A 23,866-nucleotide genomic window follows, 5' to 3' on the forward strand; every position below is an offset into this window, starting at 1 on the left:
GTTCACCGCGCCTGACCTGCGAAGGAGCCTGCACGAGCGGGCACGTGGGCTGCGCGGGACCGCCGGTCCGCTCCCACGCGACCGTCCCAGGCGCCGCACAGCCCGCTCACAGCGACGAGTAGGAGACCACGCCCCGGCGCAGCGCACCGACCGCGCGTCCCGCCGTCTGACGGAGGTGGGGGTCGGGTGCCGACTGCGCGAGCTGGTCGAGGAGGTCGATGACCTGCTTGCACCAGCGCACGAAGTCGCCCGCCGCGAGCTCGCTGCCCCGCAGCACGGCGTCGAGGCTGCGGCCCGCGGCCCACCGGTGGATGGACTGCACGAGGCCGAGGTCGGGCGGCGCGAGGGTCTCGAGGCGGTGCTCCCGCTCGAGGTCCTCGAGCTCGGACCAGATCCGGACCGTCTCGTCGAGAGCGCGCCCCAGCGTTCCCGCGGGACCACCGGGGATGCCCGGCTCGGCCTCGCGGTCGTCGCGCCGCGCGGAGTACACCAGGGCGGACACCGCGGCGGCGAGGCCGGGGGCGTCGAGCTCGTCCCAGGCACCCCGGCGCAGGCACTCCGCGAGCAGGAGGTCGTTCTCGGCGTAGAGCCGGCGCAGCCACCGCCCGTCGGAGGTCACCACGGTGCGCGAGCCGGCGCCCGGGCGTCCGGCGACCGTCCCACGCGACGGGACCGGCGGCCACGCACCGTCGCCGTCCTCGGGCGTGCCCGGCGCGGTCACGGGCGCGGGCTCGGCGGTCGTGAGGTAGCCGAGCCGGAGCAGGACGTCGCACGTGCGGTCGAAGACCTTGGCGATGGACCCGGTGCGTCCCTCGATGCGGCGCACGAGGGAGTCGTGCTCGGCGCGCAGGCGCTCCCAGCGCTCGGCCCAGCGTGCGTGCTCCTCGCGGTCGGGGCACTGGTGGCACGGGTGAGCGCGCAGCCGGCGACGCAGCTCGTCGAGCGTGGTGTCCTCGCGGGCGCCGGACCTCCCGCGGGCCCGACGACCCCCGTCGCGCCGCGTGCCGTCGCCGGACGGGAGGTCGGCCGCGAAGTCCCGCAGCGTCGCCGCCAGGTCGCGCCGTGCGGCGGCGACGCGTCCGTTGAAGCCCTTGGGCACGCGCAGGTGCCCGACGGTCGTCACGCCGGTGCCGACGTCGGCGACGGCGAGCCGCCGGACCTGCCGGTCGGTCGTCAGGACGGTCGGTCGGGGTCCGTCGAACCCGCCGGCCGTCCCGGGGTCGAGCACCACCGCGTGCGCGCCGCGGCGCCCCCACGGCACCTCGATGACGTCGCCGACCCGCAGTCCCTCCAGCGAGCGGACCACGTCGGCGCGCCGCGCGGCGGACGACTCCTTCGCGATCGCCCGCTCGCGGGCGCTGATGGCCCGGCGGATGCCCGCGTACTCGGAGAAGTCCCCGAGGTGGCAGCTCATCGCCTTGGCGTACCCGTCGAGGGCCTCGGTGTGCGCCTGCGCCTGCCGGGCCAGCCCGACGACCCCGCGGTCCGCCTGGAACTGCGCGAAGGACGTCTCGAGCACCTCGCGGGCGCGGTCACGGCCGACCTGCGCGACGAGGTTCACCGCCATGTTGTACGTCGGCCGGAAGCTCGACCTGAGCGGGTAGAGCCGCTTGGACGCGAGCCCGGCGAGGGCGACCGGGTCGAGCCCGGGGTGCTCGACGACGACCGCGTGCCCGTCGACGTCGATGCCGCGACGGCCCGCCCGCCCGGTGAGCTGGGTGTACTCCCCCGGGGTCATGTCGACGTGGTTCGACCCGTCCCACTTCACGAGCTTCTCGAGCACGACGGAGCGCGCCGGCATGTTGATCCCGAGCGCCAGGGTCTCGGTCGCGAACACCACGCGCACGAGCCCGCGCGCGAACAGGTGCTCGACCGTCTCCTTGAACACGGGCAGCATGCCCGCGTGGTGCGCCGCGATGCCGCGCGCGAGCGCCTCGGTGAACGCCCAGTAGCCGAGCACCTCGAGGTCCTCGGGCGGGATCGACGCGCACCGCTCCTCGACGACCCGGCGGATCTCCGCCTCGTGCGCCGGCGTGGTCAGCCGCAGCCCGGCGGCGAGGCACTGCGAGACGGCGCCCTCGCACCCGGCGCGCGAGAAGATGAAGAAGATCGCGGGCAGCAGCTCGGCCTGCTCGAGGACGTCGACGACCGCGAACCGCGGCGTCGGCCGGTTCCCTCCCAGCGCGTTCGACGGCCCGTGACCGCGCCCGCGGAACCCCCGGTCGCCCGGACCACGGCGGCCGCGGTGCGGGCCGTCGATGCGCTCCTGCCGACGCAGCAGGTGCGTGATCTCCGGGTTGATCGGCGGGTTCGGGCCCGGGTCGGTCGGGTCGACCTGGCCGGCGTAGAGGTCGAGCAGGTCGCCGCGCACCAGCACGTGCTGCCACAGCGGGACGGGCCGGCGCTCGCTGACGACGACCTGGGTGTCACCGCGGACCATCGTGAGCCAGTCGCCGAACTCCTCGGCGTTCGACACCGTCGCGGAGAGCGAGACGAGCTGCACGTCGTCGGGGAGGTGGATGATCACCTCCTCCCAGACCGGACCTCGGAAGCGGTCGGCGAGGTAGTGCACCTCGTCCATCACGACGTAGCCGAGCCCGTCGAGCGCACGCGAGCCCGCGTAGAGCATGTTCCGCAGCACCTCGGTGGTCATCACGACCACGGGCGCGTCGCCGTTGACGGAGGTGTCGCCCGTGAGGAGCCCGACGTTGTCCGCGCCGTGCCGCCGGGCGAGGTCCGCGTACTTCTGGTTCGACAGCGCCTTGATCGGCGTCGTGTAGAAGGCCTTGCGTCCCGACGCGAGCGCGAGGTGCACCGCGAACTCCCCGACGACCGTCTTGCCCGCCCCGGTCGGCGCAGCGACCAGCACGCCGCTGCCGCGCTCGACGGCCTCGCACGCCTCGACCTGGAACGGGTCGAGGCCGAACTCGAAGCCCTCGGCGAACCGGGCGAGCTCGGTGCGTTCCGCCGCGGTGCGCCGCCGGGCCGCCGCGTACCGCTCGGCCGGGGAGAGCGCCTCGGAGCCGGCTGCGGGGTGCGACGCCGGTCGCGATCGTTCGGTGCGTGCCACGCGACAACCCTAGGTGCTGGTGCCCCCGAGCACCCGGACAGCGCCGGGGTGCACGTCGGCGTGCAGCGGGAGCGGCCCCAGGCGCTCGCCGTCGGCGAACGCGTGCGGGGGCTCGGCGCCGAGCCGCTCGACGGGCTCGATCAGCACGGAGCGTGAGCGCAGGACCTGCACGGCGGGGTGCGTCACGTGCTTGCCGGCGTACATGCCGGGGAAGATGCGCACGACTCCGGCCTTCGTGAAGGGCCCGGCGACGACGACGTCGAGCAGGCCGTCGTCGAGCAGCGCGCCGGGGGCGATGTGCACGCCGCCGCCGAACCACGGCGCGTTGGCGACGGCGACGAGCGTCCCGGCGGACTCCCACACGACGTCGTCGAGCGTCAGGCGGTAGCCGTACGGCCGGAACCGGGCGAGCTCACCCGCCAGGGCCCGGACGTACCGCCCGCTTCCCCGCGGCCACGTGAGCGCGTTCGCGCGGGCGTTCACCGCGGCGTCGATGCCGCACGAGAGCACCCCGAGGTACCACTCGCGCGCCGTGTGCTCGGGCGGACCGACGCTCACGGCGTCGATGGACCGGGCGCCGGCGGCGAGCCCGCGCTCGATCGCCGCGACGTGCTCCTCGACGCCGCGCCGCGGGATGCCGAGCGCGCGGGCGAGGTCGTTGCCCGTGCCGGCGGGCACGATCGCGAGCGGCAGGTCGGTGTCGGCGACGACGTTCGCGCCGAGGTGCACCATGCCGTCACCGCCGACCACGACGAGCGCGTCGAGCCCCTCGACCGCGGCGTGCCGCGCGGCTGCCCGAGCCCGTTCCGCGTCGGGCGCCGAGAGGTCGAGGACGGTGTGCCCGCGCGCCCGCAGCTGCGCGATCGTCCCCGCCCCGACCCGTGCGCCCCGGCCGCGGGCGGCGGTCGGGTTCACGACGACACCGAGACGGCTCATGACACGGGACCGGGTGCGCGGGCGGGTGCGGGAGGCGTGCGCCGGCTCACCGGGCGGGGGCCGGCGGCGTGCGGCGGCGACGGCTCACGACGCGGTGAGGCCCTCGCCGGGGACCGAGCCGTCGAGCCTCGGCAGCCCTTCCGCGAGCCGCTTGCGGTCCACGCGGCGGTCGTGCACGAGGCAGACACCGAGCGCCAGGAAGTACAGCCCGCAGATGGGCAGTGCCATCACGATCATCGTCACGGCGTCCGGCGTGGGCGTCATCACGGCGGCGAAGACGAACGCCAGCAGCACCGCCCAGCGCCAGCCGTGGCCCCACGTCGCGGCGCGGACGAGCCCCGCGAGGTTGAGGCACACCATGATGACCGGCAGCACGAACGCGACGCCGAAGGCCAGGATGAACCGCATGACGAAGCTCAGGTAGGTCTGGGCGTCGACGAGGTTGGTCGACTCCTCGGGGATGAAGTCGGTGAGGACCCGGACCGCCGCGGGAAGCGTCGTCCACGCGAGGAACGCACCGCTCAGGAACAGCGGGACGGCAGCCGCGACGAAGCCCACCGCGTAAAGCCGCTCACGCCGGGTGAGCCCGGGGGTGACGAACGCCCACAGCTGGTAGAGCCACCACGGGCTCGTGAGGATCGCGCCGAGGAACAGGGAGACCTTGACCCGCATGTCGAACGCGGTCGCGAGGCCGCCGAAGTTGACCGAGGCGGACGCCCCGCGGTCGGCGGCGGCGTCGAGCAGCGGCTCCTGGAGCGCCTCGAACACGGGGTCGAACAGCAGCCACCCGGCGACGGCGCCGAGCACGAGCCCGCACGCCGCGAGGAACAGCCGCTTGCGGAGCTCGAGGAGGTGCTCGCGCAGCGGCATCCGACCGCCGGGTTCGCCCCGGCGGCGCTCTGCAGCCACGACGCGTCAGACCCGGGGCTGGCCGCCGCCCTCGACGGGCGGCTCGGCCGGGCGCACGGGCTCCGTGGCGGCGACGGGGTCGGGGATCGACCCGTTCGTGTACGGCGCGGGGGGTGTCGCGGGCGCCGGGTAGGTCGCGGGCGCGCCGGCGACGGGGGCCGAGGGGGTGGCCTTGTCCTTGTCGTCGGTGAGGTCCTTGACCTCGCTCTTGAAGATCTTGAGGGACTGGCCGACGCTGCGCGCGAGGTCGGGAAGCCGCTTCGCCCCGAACAGCAGGATGATCACGATCACCAGGATCAGGATGTGCGTGGGCTTCACAGCGTTGCCGAACATGGGGTGCTCTCCCTCGAACATCGGTGGGTCAGACGATCCTAACCCCGTCGAAGCGCTTCGACCGTCGATCCGCGGATCTGTTCAGCGGCTGTACGCCCGCCACCGCGCGTACGTCTCCTGGTGCCGCAGCTGCCGCACGGCACGGCGCCCCGCGGCAGCGCGACGCAGCTCCGCGAGACGTGCACGGAGGACGTCCGTGTCGTCGACCAGCTGCGCCCGCACCGGCTCGGACTCCCCCGCGGCGTCCGCGAGCGCGTCGACCTGGTCGGCGAGGCGCGTGAGCGCGTCGGAGGCCTCGGTGGCGGCGTCGCCGAGGTCCCGGACCTTGCGCCAGAGGCTGCGTCCGAGGAGGACGGCGCCGGCTGCGGCGGCGAGGACGAGGGCCGTCCAGACGAGGAACCAGAGCATCGGGCCAGCGTAGTCGTGGGTCCGGTGCGGGGTGCGCTCGGGCGGGGTGGCCCGGGGTGCGCTCGGGCGGGGTGCGCTCGGGCGGGGTGGGGCGGGGTCAGTCGGCGAGGGGCCCGTAGGCGTCGAGGGCGGCTCGGGCGACGGCGGAGACGTCGGCGGCGGCGTCGGCGGGTCGGACCTCGAGGATGTCGTCGGCGGCCTGGAGGAGGAGGTGGCGCAGGAACGCGCGGTTGGCGATGCGCAGGTCGACCTCGAAGGTGCCGTCGTCGTGGTTGCGGACGGCTTCGACGGGGACGTTCTCGGCGACCCAGCGGCCCTGGCTGGTGAGGTGGAGGGTGACGAGCCCGCCGGCGGGGTCGGGGCGGAAGACGTCGGCGTCGGCGCGCACGCGGTGGGGCTGGGCGGGTGCGTCGAGGACGTCGGCGCGCAGGATGCGGTCGACGCGGAAGAGGCGTTCGTCGTCGGCGCGCAGGCACCAGGCGAGGAGGTAGGAGCGTTCGTCGTCGGTGACGAGGCGGACGGGGTCGACGTCGCGGGTGCTGGCGACGTCGGCGGCGTTGACGTAGCGCAGGCGCAGGCGGCGGGCGTCGCGCAGGGCGGCGGAGAGGGCCTCGACGACCTCGGGGGCGCCGTCGACGGCGAGGCGGACGTCGATGGTCGCGGCTGCCTCGCCGGTGGCGGCGGTGAGCTTGGCGAGGGCGGAGGACAGGACGGCGGCGCGGGCGGGTTCGAGGCGGGGGCCGAGGGCCTCCGCCATGGCGCGCAGGGCGGCGACGAGCGCGACGGCCTCGCGGGTGCCGAGGCGCAGGGGCCGGGTCATGCCGCGGGACTCGGTGAGGCGGACGACGCCGGCCTCGTAGGACGCGGCGTCGAAGTCGATGAGGTCGTGGGGGAAGTACCCGGGGGTGCCGGTCATCCAGAGGGTGTCGACGTCGTCGATGACCTGGGCGGGGGTCACGCCGAACTGCTCGGCGACCTGCTCGACGGGGACGCCGGCGTGGCGGTCGAGGTAGGTGATCATGCCGAGCATGCGCAGGAGGCGGTCGCTCGCGCGTTCAGCCATGGTCGGCTCCTCGGGTGACGAGGTCGGCGGCGGTGCGCAGGAGGCGCAGGACGGTCGCGCGGAGGGGTTCGGGGGCGAGCACGACGACGGCGTCGCCGTAGCCGACGATCTCCTCGGCGAGGTCCCACAGGGAGGTGAAGGGGATGCGGACGACGTCGCGGTCGGCGAGGACGGCGGCGACGCGCGGGTCGGTGAGGTCGACGTCGTCGGGTGTGGTGGCGGGGGTGCGGACGGCGCGCACGCGCAGTGCCTCGGCGCGTTCGGGGCGGATGGCGAGGGTCGCGATGCGCTCCTCCCCGGCGGCCCAGCTGTGCAGGGCGGTGCCGAGGCGCGCGGGGTCGGGTTCGGGGAAGGCGCCGGGGGCGCCGACGGTGCGGACCTTGCCCTCGATGCGGCTGAGCCGGAAGGAGCGGGGGGCGTCGCGGTCGCGGTCGTGGCCGACGAGGAACCAGCCGCCGCGCCGGGCGAGGAGCTTCCAGGGTTCGACGGCGCGCTCGCGGACCTCCCCGGTGCTCGCGGCGCGGTAGGTGAAGCGGACGGCCTGGCGGGCGTGCACGGCGTCGAGCAAGGGCCCGAACGCTCCCCCGGCGGCGCGCACGCGGGGGGCGAGGCCGGCGACGAGGTCGGACGCCTCGGGGGCGTCGCCGACGGCGCGGAGCTTGGTCAGGGCGCGCTCGGTGTCGGTGCGCACGGACTTGTCCTGCCAGAACTCCGACGCGAGGGAGAGCACGCCGAGCTCGGCGGCGGTGAGGTCGACGGGCGGGAGGGCGTAGGCCTCCTGGTCGATGCGGTACCCGATGTCGTCGCCGTGCCCGGCACCGGTGACGGTCAGGACGGGGATGCCGAGGTCGCGGAGCGTGTCCTTGTCGCGCTCGAACATGCGTTCGAACGCGTCGTCGGACGGGGCGTCGGCGTACCCCGCGACGCTGCGACGGATCTGCTCCTTCGTCATGCGTCCCGAGGTGTTCACGAGGGCGATGACGAGGTTGAGCAGCCGTTCGGCGGGGTGGATCTGGTCGGGCATCGGCTCCACCGTAGTCGCCGGTAGCCTGCAGCGGTGATCACGTGGCGTGCGGGTGTCGTGGTGTCGGGCGGCGCGTCGTGGCCCGGGGCGGTCGAGGTGCAGGTCGAGCTCGAGGGCGAGCCCGTCGGCGGGCTGCCCGCGGACGGGCGGGTGCGGGCGCTCGCGTACCCGGGCCTCGTCGGAGAGCCCCAGGTCGGTGACCGGGTGCTGCTCAACGTGTCGGCGCTCGCGCGCGGGCTCGGGACGGGCGGCTACGCCATGGTCGTCGCGCTCGCCGACCGCGTGCCCGCCGACCCGCCGCCCGGGCCCGGGCACCTGGTCAAGGCCCGGTACACCGCCCTGCAGGCCACGGTGCTCGGCGTCGACGACCAGGAGTCCGCGCACCACGACGTGCTGCGCGACGCGGACGACCTCGCCGGGCTGCCCGTGGTGGTCGCGGACCTGCACTCGGCCCTGCCGGCCGTGGTCGCGGGGGCCCGGCACTCCGCGGCGCTGCACGGGCGTCCCGCGCCGCGCGTCGTCTACGTCATGACGGACGGCGGTGCGCTGCCCGCGTGGTTCTCCCGGACGGTCGCCGGTCTGCGGGATGCCGGCTGGATCGAGGCGTGCGTGACGACCGGGCAGGCCTTCGGGGGCGATCTCGAGGCCGTCACCGTGCACACGGGACTGCTCGCCGCGCGGCTCGTGGCGGGCGCGGACCTCGTCGTCGTCGCGCAGGGCCCGGGCAACCTCGGGACCGGGACCCGGTGGGGGTTCTCCGGGGTCGCCGCCGGGGAGGCCGTGAACGCCGCCGGGGTCCTCGGCGGGTGCGCCGTGGCGTCGCTGCGCGTGTCCGGTGCGGACGCGCGCGAGCGCCACCTCGGCGTCTCGCACCACTCCACGACCGCGTACGGGCGAGTGGCGCTGTGCCCCGCGGACGTCGTCGTCCCCGGGCTCGCGGCCGCCGGAGCCGGGCTCGACGAGCTCGACGCCCGGGTGCGCGCGCAGGCCCGGGACCTCGCCGCCCCCGCGGGCCGGCACCGGCTCGTCGACGTGCCGACCGGGCCGGAGCTGCTCGAGGCGCTGCGCGGGACGCCCGTGCGGCTGTCCACGATGGGGCGCGGCCTCGACGGCGACCCGGCATCGTTCCTGGCGGTCGCCGCCGCCGGGGTGCACGCCGAGCGGCTGGCCGCGGGGTCCGCGAGCGCCTGACGGTCACCGGTCGGGTGCGGTTCGGGTCACCGGTCGGGTGACGCCGAGCCGGGTCAGTCGTCGCGGGGGGTGCGGGAGTGCAGGGCGACGAGGGTCGCGAAGCGCCGGGCCTGCGCGTCGGCGTACGCACCGTCGGAGCGCTGCACGCCCATGACGGCGAGCGTGTCGCCGTCGGCGAGGTCGAGCTGCACCCAGGGCCGGCCCTGGCCGAAGCGCACGGAGACGATCTCGGCCCAGGCGAGCCGCCGGGTGAGCAGGAGGTTGCGCACGGTGACGCCGTCGCGGTCGACGCGGGCCTGGACGCTCGCCTGCCGCCAGCAGAACCAGGCGATCCCGGCGCCGAGGAGCCCCATGCCGAGCTGGTCCCCGAACGACTCGCCCTCGGGCCCGATGCTCGGGAGGGCGGCGACGAGGGCGGCCGTGAGGGCGAGCACGAGGACCATGAGCGCGAGCGTGACGACGCGTGCGAGCCGTGGGCGGAACGTCGCGTAGAGCTCGGCGATGCGGTCGGCGGGGAGTCCGGCGTCGGGGTCGCCGCTGGTCATGGTTCCTCTCCGGGGGCGGGGTGCTGCGGGGTCAGAGCCGGCACGCGTGGATCGAGGTCACCAGGATCGCCCGCGCGCCCACGTCGTACAGCGCGTCCATGACGCGGTTGGTCTCGTCGCGCCGGACCATCGCGCGCACGGCCGCCCACTCGCGGTTGTGCAGCGGCGACACGGTCGGGGACTCGAGGCCGGGAGTGATCGCGACGGCCTGGTCGACGAGCGCGAGGGGGACGTCGTAGTCCATGAGGACGTACTGCTGGGCGGTGAGGACACCCTGGATGCGGCGGGTGAGCACGTCGAGGCCTGCGGGCTCGTCGCCGTCGGCGCGGCGCACGAGGACGGCCTCGGAGCGCAGGATCGGCTCGCCGAAGATCTCCAGGCCGGCGGCGCGCAGCGTGGTGCCGGTCTCGACGACGTCGGCGATGACGTCGGCGACGCCGAGGCGGATCGCGGTCTCGACGGCCCCGTCGAGGCGCACGATCCCGGAGGCCTCGACGCCGTGCTCGCGCAGGTAGTCGGTGACCAGGACCGGGTAGGACGTCGCGACGCGGTGCCCGCTGATGTGCGCGATGTCGGTGAGCTGCCCGGCGGGGGCGGCGAAGCGGAACGTCGAGCGCGCGAAGCCGAGCCGCAGGTGCTCGGTGGCCGTCGAGGCGGAGTCGAGCAGGAGGTCGCGGCCGGTGATGCCGACGTCGACGGTCCCCTCCCCCACGTACACGGCGATGTCGCGGGGGCGCAGGAAGAAGAACTCGACGTCGTTGTCGGGGTCGGGCAGCACGAGCTCGCGGGAGTCGCGGCGCTGGCGGTAGCCGGCCTCGCGGAGCAGGTCGGCGGCGGGCTCGGACAGGGAGCCCTTGTTGGGGACGGCGATCCTCAGCACGTGGTCCTCACGGGGTGGTTCGGTCGGGTGGAGGCCCGGGGCGCGCGGGGGTGCGCGGCGGCCCGGGCCGGGGTCGTGCCGGCGCCTCAGAGGTGGGCGTAGACGTCCTCGAGGGTGAGGCCGCGCGCGAGCATGAGGACCTGCAGGTGGTAGAGCAGCTGCGAGATCTCCTCGGCGGTGCGCTCGTCGCCCTCGTGCTCGGCGGCCATCCAGACCTCGGCGGCCTCCTCGACGATCTTCTTGCCGATCGCATGGACGCCGGCGTCGAGCTCGGCGACGGTTCCGGATCCTGCGGGGCGGGTGGTGGCCTTCTCGGCGAGCTCGGCGAACAGCGAGTCGAACGTCTTCACGCGCTGAGCCTAGACGCCCGCGCGGTCGGGGGCGGGCGCGTCCACGGCGAGGGTGCCCGCACCGGCCGACGCGGTGACCTCCTGTGCCTGCCCGGTGCGCTGGGCGCGGACCCACACGGTGAACCCGTAGAGGACGACCCCGCCGTACACGGCGTAGAGCACGGCCGACGGGTAGTACCCGGCGCGCAGCAGCAGCGGCACCCCGACCGCGTCGACCGCGATCCACACGAGCCAGAACTCGGTCCACCCGCGGGCCATGCCGTAGGTCGCGAGCAGGCTGCCGGTGAAGATCCACGCGTCGGCCCACGGCCCCCACGACCCGAGGGCCTGGAACACGAGCGCGGTGACGACGGTCCCGACGACGGCGGCGACGAGCAGCTGGACCCGGCCGCGGGTGCCCGCCCAGGACGGGACGATCGCGGGGCCGTCCCCGGCGCCGCGGGCCTGGCGCCAGCGCACCCACCCGTAGACGGCGACGACCACGAAGAAGACCTGCCGCCCGGCCTGCCCGTACAGGTCCTTGGCCTGCGGGGTGTCGAAGACCCCGCCGAGGAACACCGTGAACAGCAGGACGTTCCCGACGATGCCGACCGGCCACGCCCACACGCGCCGGCGCAGGCCGCCGACCGCGGACGCCAGCCCGAACAGGTTGCCGACGACCTCCCGGACGAGGATGGGCGCGCCCGCGACGACGAGCTGGGCGTCGAAGAGCCAGTCGATCACCGTGCGCCCCCGGGCGTGGCCCCCAGCGACGCGCGCAGTGCCACGACGGTCGCGACCGCGGCCTGCGCGGCCTCGGCGCCCTTGTCCTCGTGCGACCCGGGCAGGCCTGCCCGGTCGAGGGCCTGCGCGTCGTCGTCGCAGGTGAGGACCCCGAAGCCGACGGGGACGCCGGTGCGGACGGCGACGTCCGTGAGCCCGAGGGTCGCGGCCTGGCACACGTAGTCGAAGTGCGGGGTGCCGCCGCGGATGACGACGCCGAGCGCGACGACGGCGTCCGCGCCGTGCTCGGCCGCGTGCTTCGCGGCCACGGGGAGCTCGAACGTCCCGGGGACGCGCACGACGGTCACGTCGCTCACGTGGGCGTCCGCGAGCGCGCGCCGCGCCCCGGCGAGGAGGCCGTCCATGACGACGGTGTGCCAGCTCGCGGCGACGACGACGACGCGCAGCCCGGTGCCGTCGACGGTGAGGGTGGGGGCTCCGGCGCCGCTCATGCGGGGGTCTCCTGGTTCGTGGGGGTGGTGCGGGGGCTGGTGACGGTGGTCGCGGGTGCGGTGGCGCCGTCGAGGACGTGGTCGGTGGTGTCGGTGCCCGGCAGGGGCGGGGAGGCGTGCACCGGGTCGACGTGCACGGGGTCGACGTGCACGGGTTCGGTGGTGGGGGACGCGGCGTCCGCGGTGTGCGGCTCGCGGGTGTCGAGGCCGGGCAGCACGTGACCCATGGCGCTCGCCTTGGTGCGCAGGTAGGCCTCGTTGTGCGGGGTGCGTCCGACCTCGAGGCCGCGGACCTCGGTGACGGCGACGCCGTGGGCCTGCAGCCCGGTGACCTTGGCGGGGTTGTTCGTCAGGAGCCGCACCCGGGTGACCCCGAGGTCGGTGAGGATCGCGGCGGCGGCGCCGTACTCGCGGCGGTCCGCGGGCCAGCCGAGGTCGAGGTTCGCCTCGACGGTGTCCCGGCCCTCGTCCTGCAGCGCGTAGGCGGCGACCTTCGCGAGCAGGCCGATCCCGCGGCCCTCGTGCCCGCGCAGGTAGACGACCGCGCCGCCGTCGCGGGCCGCGAGCGCCAGGGCGGCGTCGAGCTGGGGGCCGCAGTCGCAGCGTGCGGACCCGAAGGCGTCACCGGTGAGGCACTCGGAGTGGACGCGCACCACGGGGACGTCGGCGAGGCCGGCGGTCGAGACGAGAGCGACGTGCTCGGCGCCGGTGCGCAGGTCGCGGTACCCGTGGATGCGGAAGTCGCCGTGGCGGGTCGGCAGGTACGCGGTGTGGGTCGGGTGCACGCGGGGGGTGGTCGGGGCCTGCGGTGCGCCGGTGGTGCCGGGGGCGGGTGCCTCGACGGGGTCGTGGGTGCGCCGCCACGCGACGAGGTCCTCGATGGTCAGCAGCACGAGGCCGTCGCGTTCCGCGAGGCCGGCGGCCTCGGGGAGCCGGACCATCGTGCCGTCGTCGTTGACGAGCTCGGCGATCGCGCCGACGGGCTCGAGGCCCGCGAGGCGGCACAGGTCGACGGCGGCCTCGGTGTGGCCGGCCCGGTGCAGCACGCCGCCGGGGACGGCGCGCAGCGGCAGGACGTGCCCGGGGCGGATGAGGGACTCGGGGCCCGACGCGGGGTCGGCGAGGGTGCGCAGGGTGTGGGCGCGGTCCGCGGCCGAGATGCCGGTCGTGACTCCGCGGGCGGCGTCGACCGTGACGGTGTAGGCGGTGCGGCGCGGGTCCTCGCTGCGCGGGACCATGAGGGGCAGCTCGAGGGCGTCGGCGCGGGCGGCCGGCATGGGCGCGCACAGGTAGCCGGAGGAGTGCCGGATCGTCCAGGCGACCCACTCGGGGGTCGCGGACTGCGCGGCGAGGATGACGTCGGCCTCGTTCTCCCGCTCCGGGGAGTCCGCGACGAGCACCGGGCGGCCGGCGCGCAGCGCGTCGAGGGCGTCCTCGACGGCGCCGAGGCGCACGGGCGCGCTCACCGGGTCACCCTGCCGGTTGCCGTACCGGCCGCGAGGAGGCGCTCGACGTACTTGGCGAGCACGTCGACCTCGAGGTTGACGCGTGCGCCGGGCGCGAGACCGCCCAGCGTCGTGGCCTCGAGCGTCGTGGGGATGAGCGAGACGCCGAACGCGTCGTCGGACACGTGCGTGACCGTGAGCGAGACCCCGGCGACGGTGATCGACCCCTTCTCGGCGACGTACCGCGCGAGGTGCGGGTCGAGCGCGATCTCCACGTCGTCCCACCGCGGTCCGGGCCGGCGGGCGCGGATGGTCCCGACCCCGTCGACGTGCCCCTGCACGACGTGCCCGCCGAGGCGTGCGTCGGCGCGCAGGGCGCGCTCGAGGTTCACGGGGCTGCCGGCGGCGAGGTCGCCGAGCGCGGTGCGGCGCAGCGACTCGGGCATGACGTCGACGGTGAACGTGCCGTCGTCGCCAAGGGCGGCGACCGTGAGGCACACCCCGGACACGGCGATCGAGTCCCCGAGGTGCGCGTCGGACGCGACGAGCGGACCACGGACCGTCAGCCGCGCGTCCCCCGCACCGCCGGCCGGGGTGCCGTCGTGCGTGCCGGGCTCGAGCGCGACGACCGCGCCGACCTCCTCGACGATGCCTGTGAACATCAGCTCTCCTCGCTGGTCGTGCTCGTACCGGTCGGGGGTGCGGGGGCGTCCGGGGTCGCCACGACGAGGACGTCGGGCCCGAGGTGGACGACCTCGCGGGGGGTCAGGCGCAGCGCGCCCGCGATCGTGGTGACGCCGAGGTCGGCGAGCGCGGGCGGCCCGGCGCCGAGCAGGACGGGTGCGACGTACGCGTGGACCTCGTCGACGAGGCCGGCGCGCAGGAACGCCGCGGCGAGCGTGGGACCGCCCTCGACGAGGACGTGCCGCACCTCCCGCGCGTGCAGGGCGCGCAGCACCTCGTGGGGGTCGTGGGAGCGCACGTGCACGAGCTCGCCGCCGGGGCCGTGCAGGCGCGCACCGGCGGGGACGTCCCGGCGGCCGACGACGACCCGCAGCGGCTGGTGGTGGGTCAGGGCACCGTCGGCGCTGCGGGCGGTCAGCGAAGGGTCGTCGGTGAGCGCGGTGCCGGTGCCGACGACGATCGCGTCGACGTCGGCGCGCAGGTCGTGCGCGTGCCGGCGGGACTGCGCGGAGGTGATCCAGCGGCTCGACCCGTCCGCGGCGGCGACGCGTCCGTCGAGGCTGGTGGCGAGCTTGAGCGTGACGAACGGGCGCGCACGCTCGACGGCGGGCAGCCACGCCCCGAGGGTCTGCCGTCCCTGCTCGGCGAGCACCCCCTCGTGGACGTCGACGCCCGCGGCGCGCAGCCGGTCCGCTCCGCCGGCGGCCTGCGGGTTCGGGTCGGCGACGGACACCACGACGCGCGCGACACCCGCGTCGAGGAGCGCGACGCTGCACGGGCCGGTGCGCCCCGTGTGGTCGCACGGCTCGAGGGTCACGACGGCCGTCGCGCCGCGCACGTCGTGACCGCGGCGGCCGGCGTCGGCGAGGGCCGCGACCTCGGCGTGCGCGGTCCCCGCTCCCCCGTGCCAGCCCTCGCCGAGAACCGCGGCGTGGTCGGGCGCGCCGGAGGGGTCGAGGGCCGCGCCGGGGGCCAGGAGCACGCAGCCGACCCGCGGGTTGGGCCCGTGTGCGGGTCCCCGGCGGGCGAGGTCGAGCGCGTGGCGCAGCGCGGCCGTCTCGGCGGGGGTCACCGCCCCCGCGGCTGCGGGGAGCGTCGCGGGCGCGCCCGATGCCGGGCGGGGCGCCGCGGTGGGTGCGGGCGTGCCGAGGAGCGTCGCGTCGTGCTGGGTCTCGGTACCCATCGCCGTCCTCCCGTGCCGGTCAGGGCTCCGGGGTCTCGGCGGAGGACGACCCCAGGGGTCGCCGCTGCCACGTGCACGCGACCGTCGGCCGCGCGCACGCCACGTCTCCTCCCATCCGGACTTTCACCGTCGGTCCCGGAGTTCCACCAGGTCAACCGCTCGGCTCACGAGGAGCCTCACGGGTCGCGGACTGTCACCGCCGGCTCGGAATTGCACCGACCCCGGAGCACGTGTGTGCGTGTTCTTGCTGAGCAACGATCATGGCACACCCCGCATTCCCGCCCACCGGGTGTCCGGGTTCCGACACGCCCCCGTCGCGGGCACGCCGGACCGTGGCGGCGGCCTCCTGGCCGCCGCCTGACGAGCCGGCGTCGTCGTCGTGCACGGCGCTACCGCGGTGCCGGTCGCCGCGCCGGTCACGGTGTGCCGGTCACGGTGTGCCGGTCACGGTGTGCCGGTCACGGTGTGCCGGTCACGGTGTGCCGGTCACGGTGTGCCGGTCACGGTGTGCCGGTCACGCGGTGCCGGTCCCCCTCCGGTCACGCGGCGCGGGTGACACCGCGCCGGTCACTCCCCGACGCGCAGCCCCTGCTCGGCGAGGTCGCGCAGCGCGGCGATCTCGGCCGCGACGTCCTCCGCCCCGTAGACCGCGGACCCGGCGACGAAGACGTTCGCCCCGGCGGCGGCGATGCGCTCGATCGTGCTGCGGGACACCCCGCCGTCGACCTGGATCCACGTGTCCGCGCCGGCCGCCGTGATCGCGGCACGGGCGCGGCGGATCTTCGGGAGCGTGCCCTCGATGAACGACTGGCCGCCGAACCCCGGCTCGACCGTCATCACCAGGATCATGTCGAGCTCGTCGAGCAGGTCGAGGTACGGCTCCACGGGCGTCGCCGGGCGCACCGCCACCGCGGCGCGCGCCCCGAGGGACCGCAGCTCCCGGGCGAGGCGCACCGGGGCCCGGGCGGCCTCCGCGTGGAACGTCACGGACGCGGCGCCCGCCTCCGCGAACGCGGGGGCCCACCGGTCCGGGTCCTCGATCATCAGGTGCACGTCGACCGGGACCGGCGAGGCCTCGACGAGCCGCTGCACGACCGGCAGGCCGATCGTGAGGTTCGGAACGAAGTGGTTGTCCATGACGTCGACGTGCGCGTGGTCCGCGCCCGCGATCGCAGCGAGGTCACGCTCGAGGTTGGCGAAGTCGGCGGACAGGATGCTCGGGTTGATCAGCGCGCGCACCGGGCCAGCCTAGCCGCGGCCCGCCGCGGCGCCCGGCAGTCCCCGCACCACCTGCTCGTGCCGTGCGCCCCGGCGGTCTCCCCGGTCAGGACATGCGGCGCAGCAGGGTCAGGTGCATCGCGTCGGTCCCGTGCACGTGCGGCCACAGCTGCACGTCGTCACGCTCGGGCAGCTCGATCGCGGGCGCCACGGCCAGGACCGCCGCGCGGGCGTCGAGGACCTCGACCCCGTCGCCCGCCCTCGACCGGGCCCGCACGACGTCCTTGACGACGAGCTGGGTCTCCGCGAGGTGCGGGGAGCACGTCACGTAGGCGACGACGCCCCCGACCCGGACCGCCGCGAGCGCCGACGTGAGCAGCGCCCGCTGCAGCTCGGCGAGGCCTGCGAGGTCGGCCGGCGTCCGCCGCCAGCGTGACTCGGGGCGCCGGCGCAGCGCCCCGAGGCCGGTGCAGGGCGCGTCGACGAGGACCCGGTCGTAGGCGCCCGGCTCGTCGGTGCCGAGCGTGCGCCCGTCTCCGGTGCGGACCTCCTCGACCGCCCCGGCGGGAAGCCCGGCGACGGCCTGCTCGACGAGGCGGGCGCGGTGCGGCTGCACCTCGTTGGCGACGAGCCGGGCCCCGCGCTGCGCCGCCACGGCACCGAGCAGCGCCGCCTTGCCCCCGGGTCCCGCGCACAGGTCGAGCCACCGCTCGTCCGGGCCGTCGAGCGGGGCACCGGAGAGCGCGAGGGTCACGAGCTGGCTGCCCTCGTCCTGCACCCCCGCGCGCCCGTCGCGGACCGCGGCCAGCGCCGCCGGGTCACCGCCGCCGTCGAGCACCAGCGCGGTCGGGGCCCACCGGCCCGGGCGGGCACCACCGGCGTCCGCGGCGAGCTCGTCCCGGTCGACCAGGCCGGGGCGCGCGACGAGGGTCACGTGCGGGGCCTGGTTGTCCGCCCGCAGGAGGTCCTCGAGCTCCGTGACCGGTCGCCCGGACCCGGCGAGGGCCTCGCGCAGAGCGCGCACGACCCAGGCCGGGTGGCTCTGCGTGACCGCGAGCCGGTCGGTGTCGTCGGCGGGCGCCGCCTCGGCGACGCGCTCGAGCCACGTGTCGAGCGGCTCGCGCGACGCTGCGCGCAGGACGGCGTTGACGAACTGCGACGCACCCGTCCCGGCGCGCTCGCGGGCGAGCCCGACGGTCTCCGAGACCGCGGCGTGCGCGGGCACCCGCATCCCGAGCACCTGGTGCATGCCCAGGCGCAGGAGGTCGAGCACGGGAGCGTCGATCGACGCGGCCGGACGCGACGCGCACAGCTCGATCACCGCGTCGTAGCGCCCGCGCAGGCGCAGCGTCCCGTACGCGAGCTCGGTCGCGAACGCCGCGTCGCGCCCGGCGACCCGGCGCTCGCGCAGCAGCGGCGGGAGCACCAGGTTGGCGTAGGAGTCGCTCGTGTCGACGGCCCGCAGGACGTCGTACGCGGCGCCGCGCGCCGGGTCCCCCGCGCGACGACGGGCCGACGGTGCCGCGGCCGTCCGCTCTCCCCGGCCCTGCGCGCGGGCGGCGCCGCGCTCGCGGCCCTGCCGGTCCCGCCGGTCCGCCCCGCCGCTCGGACGCCCACCCGCACCGCCCGTGCCACCCGCACCGCCCGTGGCGCTCATGCGTGCTCCACCACGGCCGCGCCGAGCACCGTGCCGGGCGCCGGGCGGGCGCCGCGCGCCCAGTCCACGGCCGGCATCGTGCGCTTCCCCGCGGGGGTGACGTCCCCGAGGCGGACCGCGTGGGTCGCGGTGCCGACGAGCACCGCGTCCTTGCCCGCACGCAGCTCACCGGGCGCCAGGTCCGTGACGTCGGGTGCGGACGTCACCGGGCCGAGGCCCAGCCGGGCCCCGTCCGGGGTGCGCGTCCACGCCCCCGGCGCCGGCGTGCAGCCGCGGACCCGGCGGTCCACCGCGTACGCGGGGTGCTCCCAGCGCACGCGGGCGTCCTCGACCTCGAGCCGCGGGGCGTGACTGACCCCCTCGGACGCCTGCGGGACCGGCGCGAGGATGCCGTCCTCGATCGCGTCGAGCGTGCTCACGAGCAGCCCGGCGCCGGCCACCGCGAGCCGTCCGAGCAGGTCGCCGGACGTGTCCCGCGCCCGGATCTGCTCCGTCAGGACGCCGAACACCGGACCGGTGTCGAGGCCCTCCTCGATCCGGAACGTGCTCGCGCCCGTGACCTCGTCGCCCGCGAGCAGCGCGTGCTGGACGGGCGCCGCGCCGCGCCACGCCGGGAGCACCGAGAAGTGCAGGTTGACCCAGCCGTGGCGCGGCACGTCGAGGACGGCCGGGGGGAGCAGCGCCCCGTACGCGACGACGGGTGCGGCATCCAGGTCGAGCTCGGCGAGGCGCGCCTGGAAGTCGGCGTCGCGCGGCGACCGCGGGGTCAGGACCTCGAGGCCCGCGTCGAGCGCGCGCTGCTTCACGGGGCTCGGCGCGAGCGTCCGGCCGCGTCCCGACCGGGCGTCGGGGCGGCTGAGCACCGCGACGACGTCGTGCCGGGAGGCGAGCAGGGCGTCGAGGGCCGGGACGGCGACGTCCGGGGTCCCGGCGAAGAGAAGGCGCATGGCTCGATCCTAGGCGGCGTCCCCGGACCCCCTCAGACGCGCACACCCCGGGCGGCGAGCTCGGCACGGGCTGCGGGCGCCGTCGTGAAGAGCACCGCCGCGAACCCCTCGGCCGCCGCCGCCGCGACGTTCGCCGCGCTGTCGTCGAGGAACACCGTGCGCGCCGGGTCGAGCGCGAACCGCTGCGCGAGCAGGCGGTAGATGCGCGGGTCCGGCTTGGCGACGCCCACCTCCCCCGAGACGAGCACACCCTCCAGCAGCCCCACGGCGGGCGCCGCCGGCTCGGCGTGGTGGAACGTCTCCGCGGACCAGTTCGTCAGGCCGAGCACCCGCACGCCCCGCGCGCGCAGGTCGCGCACGAGGTCCTCCGAGCCGGGCACCGGACCGGGCAGCGCCGCCCGGAAGTGCTCGACGTACAGGTCGAGGGCCGGCACGTGCTGCGGCAGCCGGGCCTGCACGTCGGCGCGCGCGTGCGCCCAGGGTCGCCCGGCGTCCTGGAGGTGGTTGAACGCCGGGAAGTCCACGTCGCGGAAGAACGCGTCGACCGCCGCGCGCGGGAGGCGCCCCTCGTACGGCCCGTAGGGGTCCCAGCGGACCAGCACGTTGCCGAGGTCGAACACGACGGCGTCGACGGGCGCGAGCGGCATGGGTGCCTCCCCGGGACGGCCGGGACCGCCGGGGCCGTGGGACGCGTGCCCGCGCGGAGCAGCCGGGCCGCTCACAGCATCTCCGCCGGGTCGACCTGCACGCGCACCGTGCCGCCCTCGCGCCGGGCGCTGCGCACCGCGACGGACGCGGCGACGGTCCGCACGAGCGCGTCGCCCACCGCGACGGGTGCCCGCACGAGCGCCCGCACCTCCGGCTCGAACGACCCCTGCGCCGGTGCCGCGGCGGTACGTGTCCGGCCCGACGCGACGCCCGTGCGCACGACGCCGCCGCCCTCCGCGACCGGCACCGGGCCCAGCACGTCCGCGCCGGGCGGCAGCTCGAGTCGTGCCAGCACCGCCCGGACCGCCTCGCGCCCACCCGTGACCGCCACGACCCGCACCGACGGCGGCAGCGCGAGCTCGTGACGCTCGGCGAGCTCCCGGGCGGCGAGACCGGCGGGATCCCAGCGCACGAGCGCCTGCGTGGGACGCGGAGCGCCGTCGCCGACCAGCAGGACCACGCCGCCGTCCGTCGTCGGGCGCACGAGCGCCGCCGCGGCGAGCCAGCGCCGCAGCGCGTCCTCGGCCCCGCGCAGCGACGTCGACGCCGACGCGACCGCCGCGTCGAGCAGCACCGCGGCCGCGTACCCGGCGTCGCACACCGGCTCGGCGCCCGTGGTGGCGACGACGAGCGCGGGGGTCCCGGGGACGCTCGCGAGCACCCCGGTCGCCGACCGCGCCCCCGACGAGCGCACCGGCACCCCCGGGAACGCCCGGCCGAGCTCCTCGGCGGTGCGCTCCGAACCCACGCGCACCGACCGCAGGGCCCCCGCACCGCACTCGGTGCACCGCCACCCCGTCGCGAGCCGCCCGCACCACCCGCACTGCGGCACCCCGTCGGCCGACGCGAGCGACAGCGGGCCGTGGCACGCGGTGCACCGCGCGAGCGCCCGGCACCGGCCGCACGCCACCGCCGGGAGGTACCCCGCGCGGGGCACCTGGACGAGCACCGGTCCGTGCGCCAGGTGCTCACGGATCGCCCGCCACGCCTCACCGGGCAACCGGGCCGACGCCGCGGCCCCCTCCCGCGCGAGCTCGACCGACGTCAGCGCCCGCACGCGCGGGGCCCGGGCACGCAGCACCGCACGGTCGGCGCTCACCTCCCGCGCCCAGCCGCTCTCGACGAGCGCCTGCGACTCGACGCTGCGGGCGTGCGCCGCCAGCAGCACCGCGGTGCCCTCGAGCTCCGCGCGCAGCCGCACGACCTCCCGCACGTGCGGGTACGGCGCTCGCGGCTCGGCGTGCAGGTCGTCCCCGTCGTCCCAGCACACGACCAGCCCGAGGTCCGCGACCGGCGCGAACGCCGCCGCGCGCGTGCCGACCACGACGCGCGCCCGGCCCCGCAGCGCCGCGAGGAACGCGCGGTACCGCGGCGCGGCACCGTCCTCCGCCGCGAGGCGCACGTACCCGCCGGGGGCGTCCGGCGTGCACGCGGGGACCTCCGCGCGGTCGAGCGCCTCGCACACCTGGGCCACGTCGCGCGCGTCCGGGACGACGATCAGCGCACCCCGACCCGACACGAGGCACGCCTGCACGGCCTGCGCGACGGCGTCGGGCCAGCGGGCACCGGCGGGGCCCGGCAGCGCGGTCCACACGGCACGCGGCGACGAGCCCGCGGCGACGTGCTGCAGGAACGCGGGCCCGCCCCGGTACGGCAGCCACGCGTCGCCGGACAGGCGCCCGTGCGCGGGAGGCGGGTCCGCCGTGCCCGACGACGACCCGCCGACCGTCCCGAGGCCGGGAGCCTCGCCGGCCACCGGCGTGACGGCCGACCCGGTCGACCCGTCTGCGCCTGCGGCTGCGGCTGCTCCGGCTGCGCTTGCTGCTCCGGCTGCGTCTGCGGCCGCGAGGGAGGACACCTCGGGCACCGGGCCAGGCGCCCGCGCCGCACCGGACGTCCCCGCCTCGCCGGCCGCCCTCGCTGCGCCGGGTTCTCCCCCCGCGCCCGCCGCCCCTCGCTCGGACTCGACGCGCGCATGCCGCGGCGGTATGGCGAGCCGCAGGACGTCCGCGAGGGTCCCGGCGTACCGGTCCGCGACGGCGCGCGCCAACCGCGCCACCGTGTCGCTGAGCACCGGCTCGGCCGACACGACCCGCCGCAGCGGCTGGAGCGCGCCGTCGTGCTCGGCGTCCGGGGTGCGCGCGAGCACGTACCCGTCGACGTCCTGCCGCCCGAAGCGCACCTTGACGCGAGTGCCTGGCACGGCGTCCGCGGAGAGCGCCTCCGGGACGAGGTACTCGAACACCCGGTCGAGGTGCGCGGGCGGCAGGTCGATGCACACCCGCGCGACCGGCAGGGACCCCGCCGGCTCGAGCCCCTCGGCGGTCCGCCGCCGCGCCGCCGACCGCCCACGGCCCGTGAGCACCGGCTCCGGGAGCCCCGCGAGGGTCAGCTGCTCCCCCGCTGCTCCGCCCGTCGCCTCCACGGCTCTATCTCACCATCGACGACCGACCCCGCGGACCGCACCGTCCACCGATGCCCGCACGCGGTGCCCCGCGACCGCACGACCGGTCCCGGCCGCCGAAGCGTCGCCCGCCACAGCGGGACGTCGCCGCGGAGCACCCACAGCGCCGGGGCGGCTCGCTGGGGTGACCGCACCGCCCGCCGGGGCAGCTCGCCGGGGCGACCGCACGACACGCCGCCGCCACGCCGTCTGAGACGACACCACACCGCCCGGGACGACGACCGCCCGCCCGGCCACGTGAGGGCCGGGCGGGCGGACGCTGTCGACCAGGTGCGGTCGGACGAGTGCGGTCGAGCAAGTGCGGTCGAGCAAGTGCGGTCGGACGAGTGCGGTCAGACGGGCGTGTGCAGTCAGACGGGCGGCCCCGGTGACGGGTTCACGGCGCGGCGCCCAGCACGCCGCACATGCCGGCGCCCTCGCCCGGTGTCAGCCGACCGCGCTGAGGAGGTCCGCGGTGCGGTCCGTGCGCTCCCACGTGAAGTCGGCGAGGTCGCGACCGAAGTGCCCGTACGCGGCGGTCCGCTGGTAGATCGGGCGCAGCAGGTCCAGGTCGCGGATGATCGCAGCCGGGCGCAGGTCGAACACCTCGCGGATCGCGGCCGTCAGGCGCCCGACCGGGACGGTGCCCGTGCCGAACGTCTCAACGTAGAGGCCGACGGGGTGCGCCTTGCCGATCGCGTACGCGACCTGCACCTCGCAGCGCCGCGCGAGGCCCGCCGCGACGACGTTCTTGGCGACCCAGCGCATGGCGTAGGCGGCCGAGCGGTCGACCTTCGACGGGTCCTTGCCCGAGAACGCGCCACCGCCGTGACGGGCCATGCCGCCGTAGGTGTCGACGATGATCTTGCGGCCGGTGAGGCCGGCGTCGCCCTGGGGACCGCCCACGACGAACGTGCCCGTCGGGTTCACGAGGAGCCGGAAGTCGCTCGCGTCGAGGTCGAGCCCGGCGACGACCGGCGCGACGACGAGGTCCGCGATCGCCGGGGCGAGGGTCGTCTCGAGGTGGACGTCCGGGTCGTGCTGCGTCGAGAGGACGACGGTGTCGAGGCGCACCGCGCGGTCGCCGTCGTAGCCGATGGTCACCTGCGTCTTGCCGTCGGGGCGCAGGCCGGGCACGACGCCCTCCTTGCGCACGGCCGCGAGGCGCTCCGCGAGGCGGTGCGCGAGCCAGATCGGCAGCGGCAGGAGGCTCGGGGTGTCGTCGCTCGCGTACCCGAACATGAGCCCCTGGTCCCCGGCACCCTGCAGGTCGAGCGGGTCGAGGTCGCCGCTGTCCACGCGGACCTCGAGCGCCTTGTCGACACCCTGGGCGATGTCCGGCGACTGCTGGCCGATCGAGACGGACACCCCGCACGAGTCCCCGTCGAAGCCGATGTGCGAGGACGTGTAGCCGATGCCCCGGACGACCTCGCGCACGACCTGCGGGATCTCCACGTACGCGCTCGTCGTGACCTCGCCGGCGACGTGCACCAGGCCGGTCGTCACCATCGTCTCGACGGCCACCCGGGCCGTGGGGTCCTGCTCGAGGATCGCGTCGAGGATCGCGTCGGAGATCTGGTCACAGATCTTGTCGGGGTGCCCCTCGGTCACGGACTCGGACGTGAACAGGCGCATGTCGGGCTCGGTCATGCGCACAG

General features: G+C 76.5%; 22 protein-coding genes and 1 riboswitch. Of the genes, 1 reads left to right on the forward strand and 21 read right to left on the reverse strand.

The window, feature by feature from the left end; translation table 11 throughout:
- Window positions 1-106: 106 nt before the first annotated feature.
- The 7 genes from ACWFNE_RS11005 to ACWFNE_RS11035 form a co-directional block, all read right to left on the reverse strand.
- Window positions 107-3,070 (reverse strand): DEAD/DEAH box helicase, encoded by a 2,964-nt coding sequence (locus ACWFNE_RS11005; protein ID WP_452122461.1) that lies wholly within the window; start codon window positions 3,068-3,070, stop codon window positions 107-109.
- A 9-nt stretch (window positions 3,071-3,079) separates the two neighbouring features.
- Window positions 3,080-4,006, reverse strand: a complete 927-nt coding sequence (locus ACWFNE_RS11010) for a diacylglycerol/lipid kinase family protein (protein ID WP_452122462.1) — start codon at window positions 4,004-4,006, stop codon at window positions 3,080-3,082.
- An 84-nt stretch (window positions 4,007-4,090) separates the two neighbouring features.
- On the reverse strand, window positions 4,091-4,876 hold the full coding sequence (gene tatC / locus ACWFNE_RS11015; protein ID WP_452122463.1) for a twin-arginine translocase subunit TatC: 786 nt from the start codon (window positions 4,874-4,876) through the stop codon (window positions 4,091-4,093).
- Window positions 4,877-4,921: 45 nt separating this feature from the next.
- On the reverse strand, window positions 4,922-5,248 hold the full coding sequence (tatA, locus tag ACWFNE_RS11020) for a Sec-independent protein translocase subunit TatA (RefSeq protein WP_452122464.1): 327 nt from the start codon (window positions 5,246-5,248) through the stop codon (window positions 4,922-4,924).
- Window positions 5,249-5,329: 81 nt separating this feature from the next.
- The gene (locus ACWFNE_RS11025) at window positions 5,330-5,656 is read right to left on the reverse strand and encodes a hypothetical protein (protein WP_452122465.1); all 327 of its coding nucleotides are present in this window, start codon (window positions 5,654-5,656) and stop codon (window positions 5,330-5,332) included.
- A gap of 97 nt (window positions 5,657-5,753) precedes the next feature.
- A complete protein-coding gene (locus ACWFNE_RS11030; RefSeq protein WP_452122466.1) occupies window positions 5,754-6,719 on the reverse strand; it encodes a helix-turn-helix transcriptional regulator in 966 nt (321 codons plus the stop codon).
- Window positions 6,712-7,743 (reverse strand): helix-turn-helix transcriptional regulator, encoded by a 1,032-nt coding sequence (locus tag ACWFNE_RS11035; RefSeq protein WP_452122467.1) that lies wholly within the window; start codon window positions 7,741-7,743, stop codon window positions 6,712-6,714. Before ACWFNE_RS11035 ends, ACWFNE_RS11030 begins: the two co-directional genes overlap by 8 nt.
- Before the next feature lie 33 nt (window positions 7,744-7,776).
- Here ACWFNE_RS11035 and ACWFNE_RS11040 point away from each other — a divergent pair, with 33 nt between their 5' ends.
- Window positions 7,777-8,934: a DUF3866 family protein gene (locus ACWFNE_RS11040; RefSeq protein WP_452122468.1), complete on the forward strand. Its 1,158-nt coding sequence runs from the start codon at window positions 7,777-7,779 to the stop codon at window positions 8,932-8,934.
- A gap of 53 nt (window positions 8,935-8,987) precedes the next feature.
- Here ACWFNE_RS11040 and ACWFNE_RS11045 read toward each other — a convergent pair whose 3' ends face one another.
- The 14 genes from ACWFNE_RS11045 to metK form a co-directional block, all read right to left on the reverse strand.
- Complete coding sequence (locus ACWFNE_RS11045) at window positions 8,988-9,479, reverse strand: PH domain-containing protein (protein ID WP_452122469.1); 492 nt, start codon at window positions 9,477-9,479, stop codon at window positions 8,988-8,990.
- 31 nt (window positions 9,480-9,510) lie between these two features.
- Complete coding sequence (hisG, locus tag ACWFNE_RS11050; protein ID WP_452122470.1) at window positions 9,511-10,359, reverse strand: ATP phosphoribosyltransferase; 849 nt, start codon at window positions 10,357-10,359, stop codon at window positions 9,511-9,513.
- Window positions 10,360-10,445: 86 nt separating this feature from the next.
- Window positions 10,446-10,709 (reverse strand): phosphoribosyl-ATP diphosphatase, encoded by a 264-nt coding sequence (locus ACWFNE_RS11055; protein WP_258723153.1) that lies wholly within the window; start codon window positions 10,707-10,709, stop codon window positions 10,446-10,448.
- A gap of 9 nt (window positions 10,710-10,718) precedes the next feature.
- The gene (gene pnuC / locus ACWFNE_RS11060) at window positions 10,719-11,429 is read right to left on the reverse strand and encodes a nicotinamide riboside transporter PnuC (protein ID WP_452122745.1); all 711 of its coding nucleotides are present in this window, start codon (window positions 11,427-11,429) and stop codon (window positions 10,719-10,721) included.
- Window positions 11,429-11,923: a 6,7-dimethyl-8-ribityllumazine synthase gene (ribH, locus tag ACWFNE_RS11065; protein ID WP_452122471.1), complete on the reverse strand. Its 495-nt coding sequence runs from the start codon at window positions 11,921-11,923 to the stop codon at window positions 11,429-11,431. Before ribH ends, pnuC begins: the two co-directional genes overlap by 1 nt.
- Window positions 11,920-13,389 carry a 3,4-dihydroxy-2-butanone-4-phosphate synthase gene (gene ribB / locus ACWFNE_RS11070; protein WP_452122472.1) on the reverse strand — a complete coding sequence of 490 codons (1,470 nt, stop codon included), beginning with the start codon at window positions 13,387-13,389 and terminating at the stop codon, window positions 11,920-11,922. The genes ribH and ribB overlap by 4 nt, the downstream gene beginning before the upstream one ends.
- Window positions 13,386-14,030 carry a riboflavin synthase gene (locus ACWFNE_RS11075; protein WP_452122473.1) on the reverse strand — a complete coding sequence of 215 codons (645 nt, stop codon included), beginning with the start codon at window positions 14,028-14,030 and terminating at the stop codon, window positions 13,386-13,388. The genes ribB and ACWFNE_RS11075 overlap by 4 nt, the downstream gene beginning before the upstream one ends.
- A complete protein-coding gene (gene ribD, locus ACWFNE_RS11080) occupies window positions 14,030-15,235 on the reverse strand; it encodes a bifunctional diaminohydroxyphosphoribosylaminopyrimidine deaminase/5-amino-6-(5-phosphoribosylamino)uracil reductase RibD (protein WP_452122474.1) in 1,206 nt (401 codons plus the stop codon). Before ribD ends, ACWFNE_RS11075 begins: the two co-directional genes overlap by 1 nt.
- Before the next feature lie 99 nt (window positions 15,236-15,334).
- Window positions 15,335-15,469: riboswitch (FMN riboswitch) on the reverse strand.
- A 333-nt stretch (window positions 15,470-15,802) separates the two neighbouring features.
- Window positions 15,803-16,474, reverse strand: coding sequence for a ribulose-phosphate 3-epimerase (gene rpe / locus ACWFNE_RS11085; RefSeq protein ID WP_452122475.1), 672 nt, complete (start codon window positions 16,472-16,474; stop codon window positions 15,803-15,805).
- Between the two features lie 85 nt (window positions 16,475-16,559).
- The gene (locus ACWFNE_RS11090; RefSeq protein ID WP_452122476.1) at window positions 16,560-18,110 is read right to left on the reverse strand and encodes an RsmB/NOP family class I SAM-dependent RNA methyltransferase; all 1,551 of its coding nucleotides are present in this window, start codon (window positions 18,108-18,110) and stop codon (window positions 16,560-16,562) included.
- The gene (gene fmt / locus ACWFNE_RS11095) at window positions 18,107-19,057 is read right to left on the reverse strand and encodes a methionyl-tRNA formyltransferase (RefSeq protein ID WP_452122477.1); all 951 of its coding nucleotides are present in this window, start codon (window positions 19,055-19,057) and stop codon (window positions 18,107-18,109) included. Before fmt ends, ACWFNE_RS11090 begins: the two co-directional genes overlap by 4 nt.
- A gap of 32 nt (window positions 19,058-19,089) precedes the next feature.
- Window positions 19,090-19,704 carry an HAD family hydrolase gene (locus ACWFNE_RS11100; RefSeq protein ID WP_452122478.1) on the reverse strand — a complete coding sequence of 205 codons (615 nt, stop codon included), beginning with the start codon at window positions 19,702-19,704 and terminating at the stop codon, window positions 19,090-19,092.
- A 71-nt stretch (window positions 19,705-19,775) separates the two neighbouring features.
- Entirely contained in the window at window positions 19,776-22,190 is a 2,415-nt protein-coding gene (locus tag ACWFNE_RS11105) for a primosomal protein N' family DNA-binding protein (protein WP_452122479.1), read from the reverse strand.
- Between the two features lie 465 nt (window positions 22,191-22,655).
- The gene (gene metK / locus ACWFNE_RS11110) at window positions 22,656-23,858 is read right to left on the reverse strand and encodes a methionine adenosyltransferase (protein ID WP_452122480.1); all 1,203 of its coding nucleotides are present in this window, start codon (window positions 23,856-23,858) and stop codon (window positions 22,656-22,658) included.
- Between the last annotated feature and the right edge of the window lie 8 nt (window positions 23,859-23,866).

This window comes from Cellulomonas sp. NPDC055163 (genome assembly GCF_053607065.1).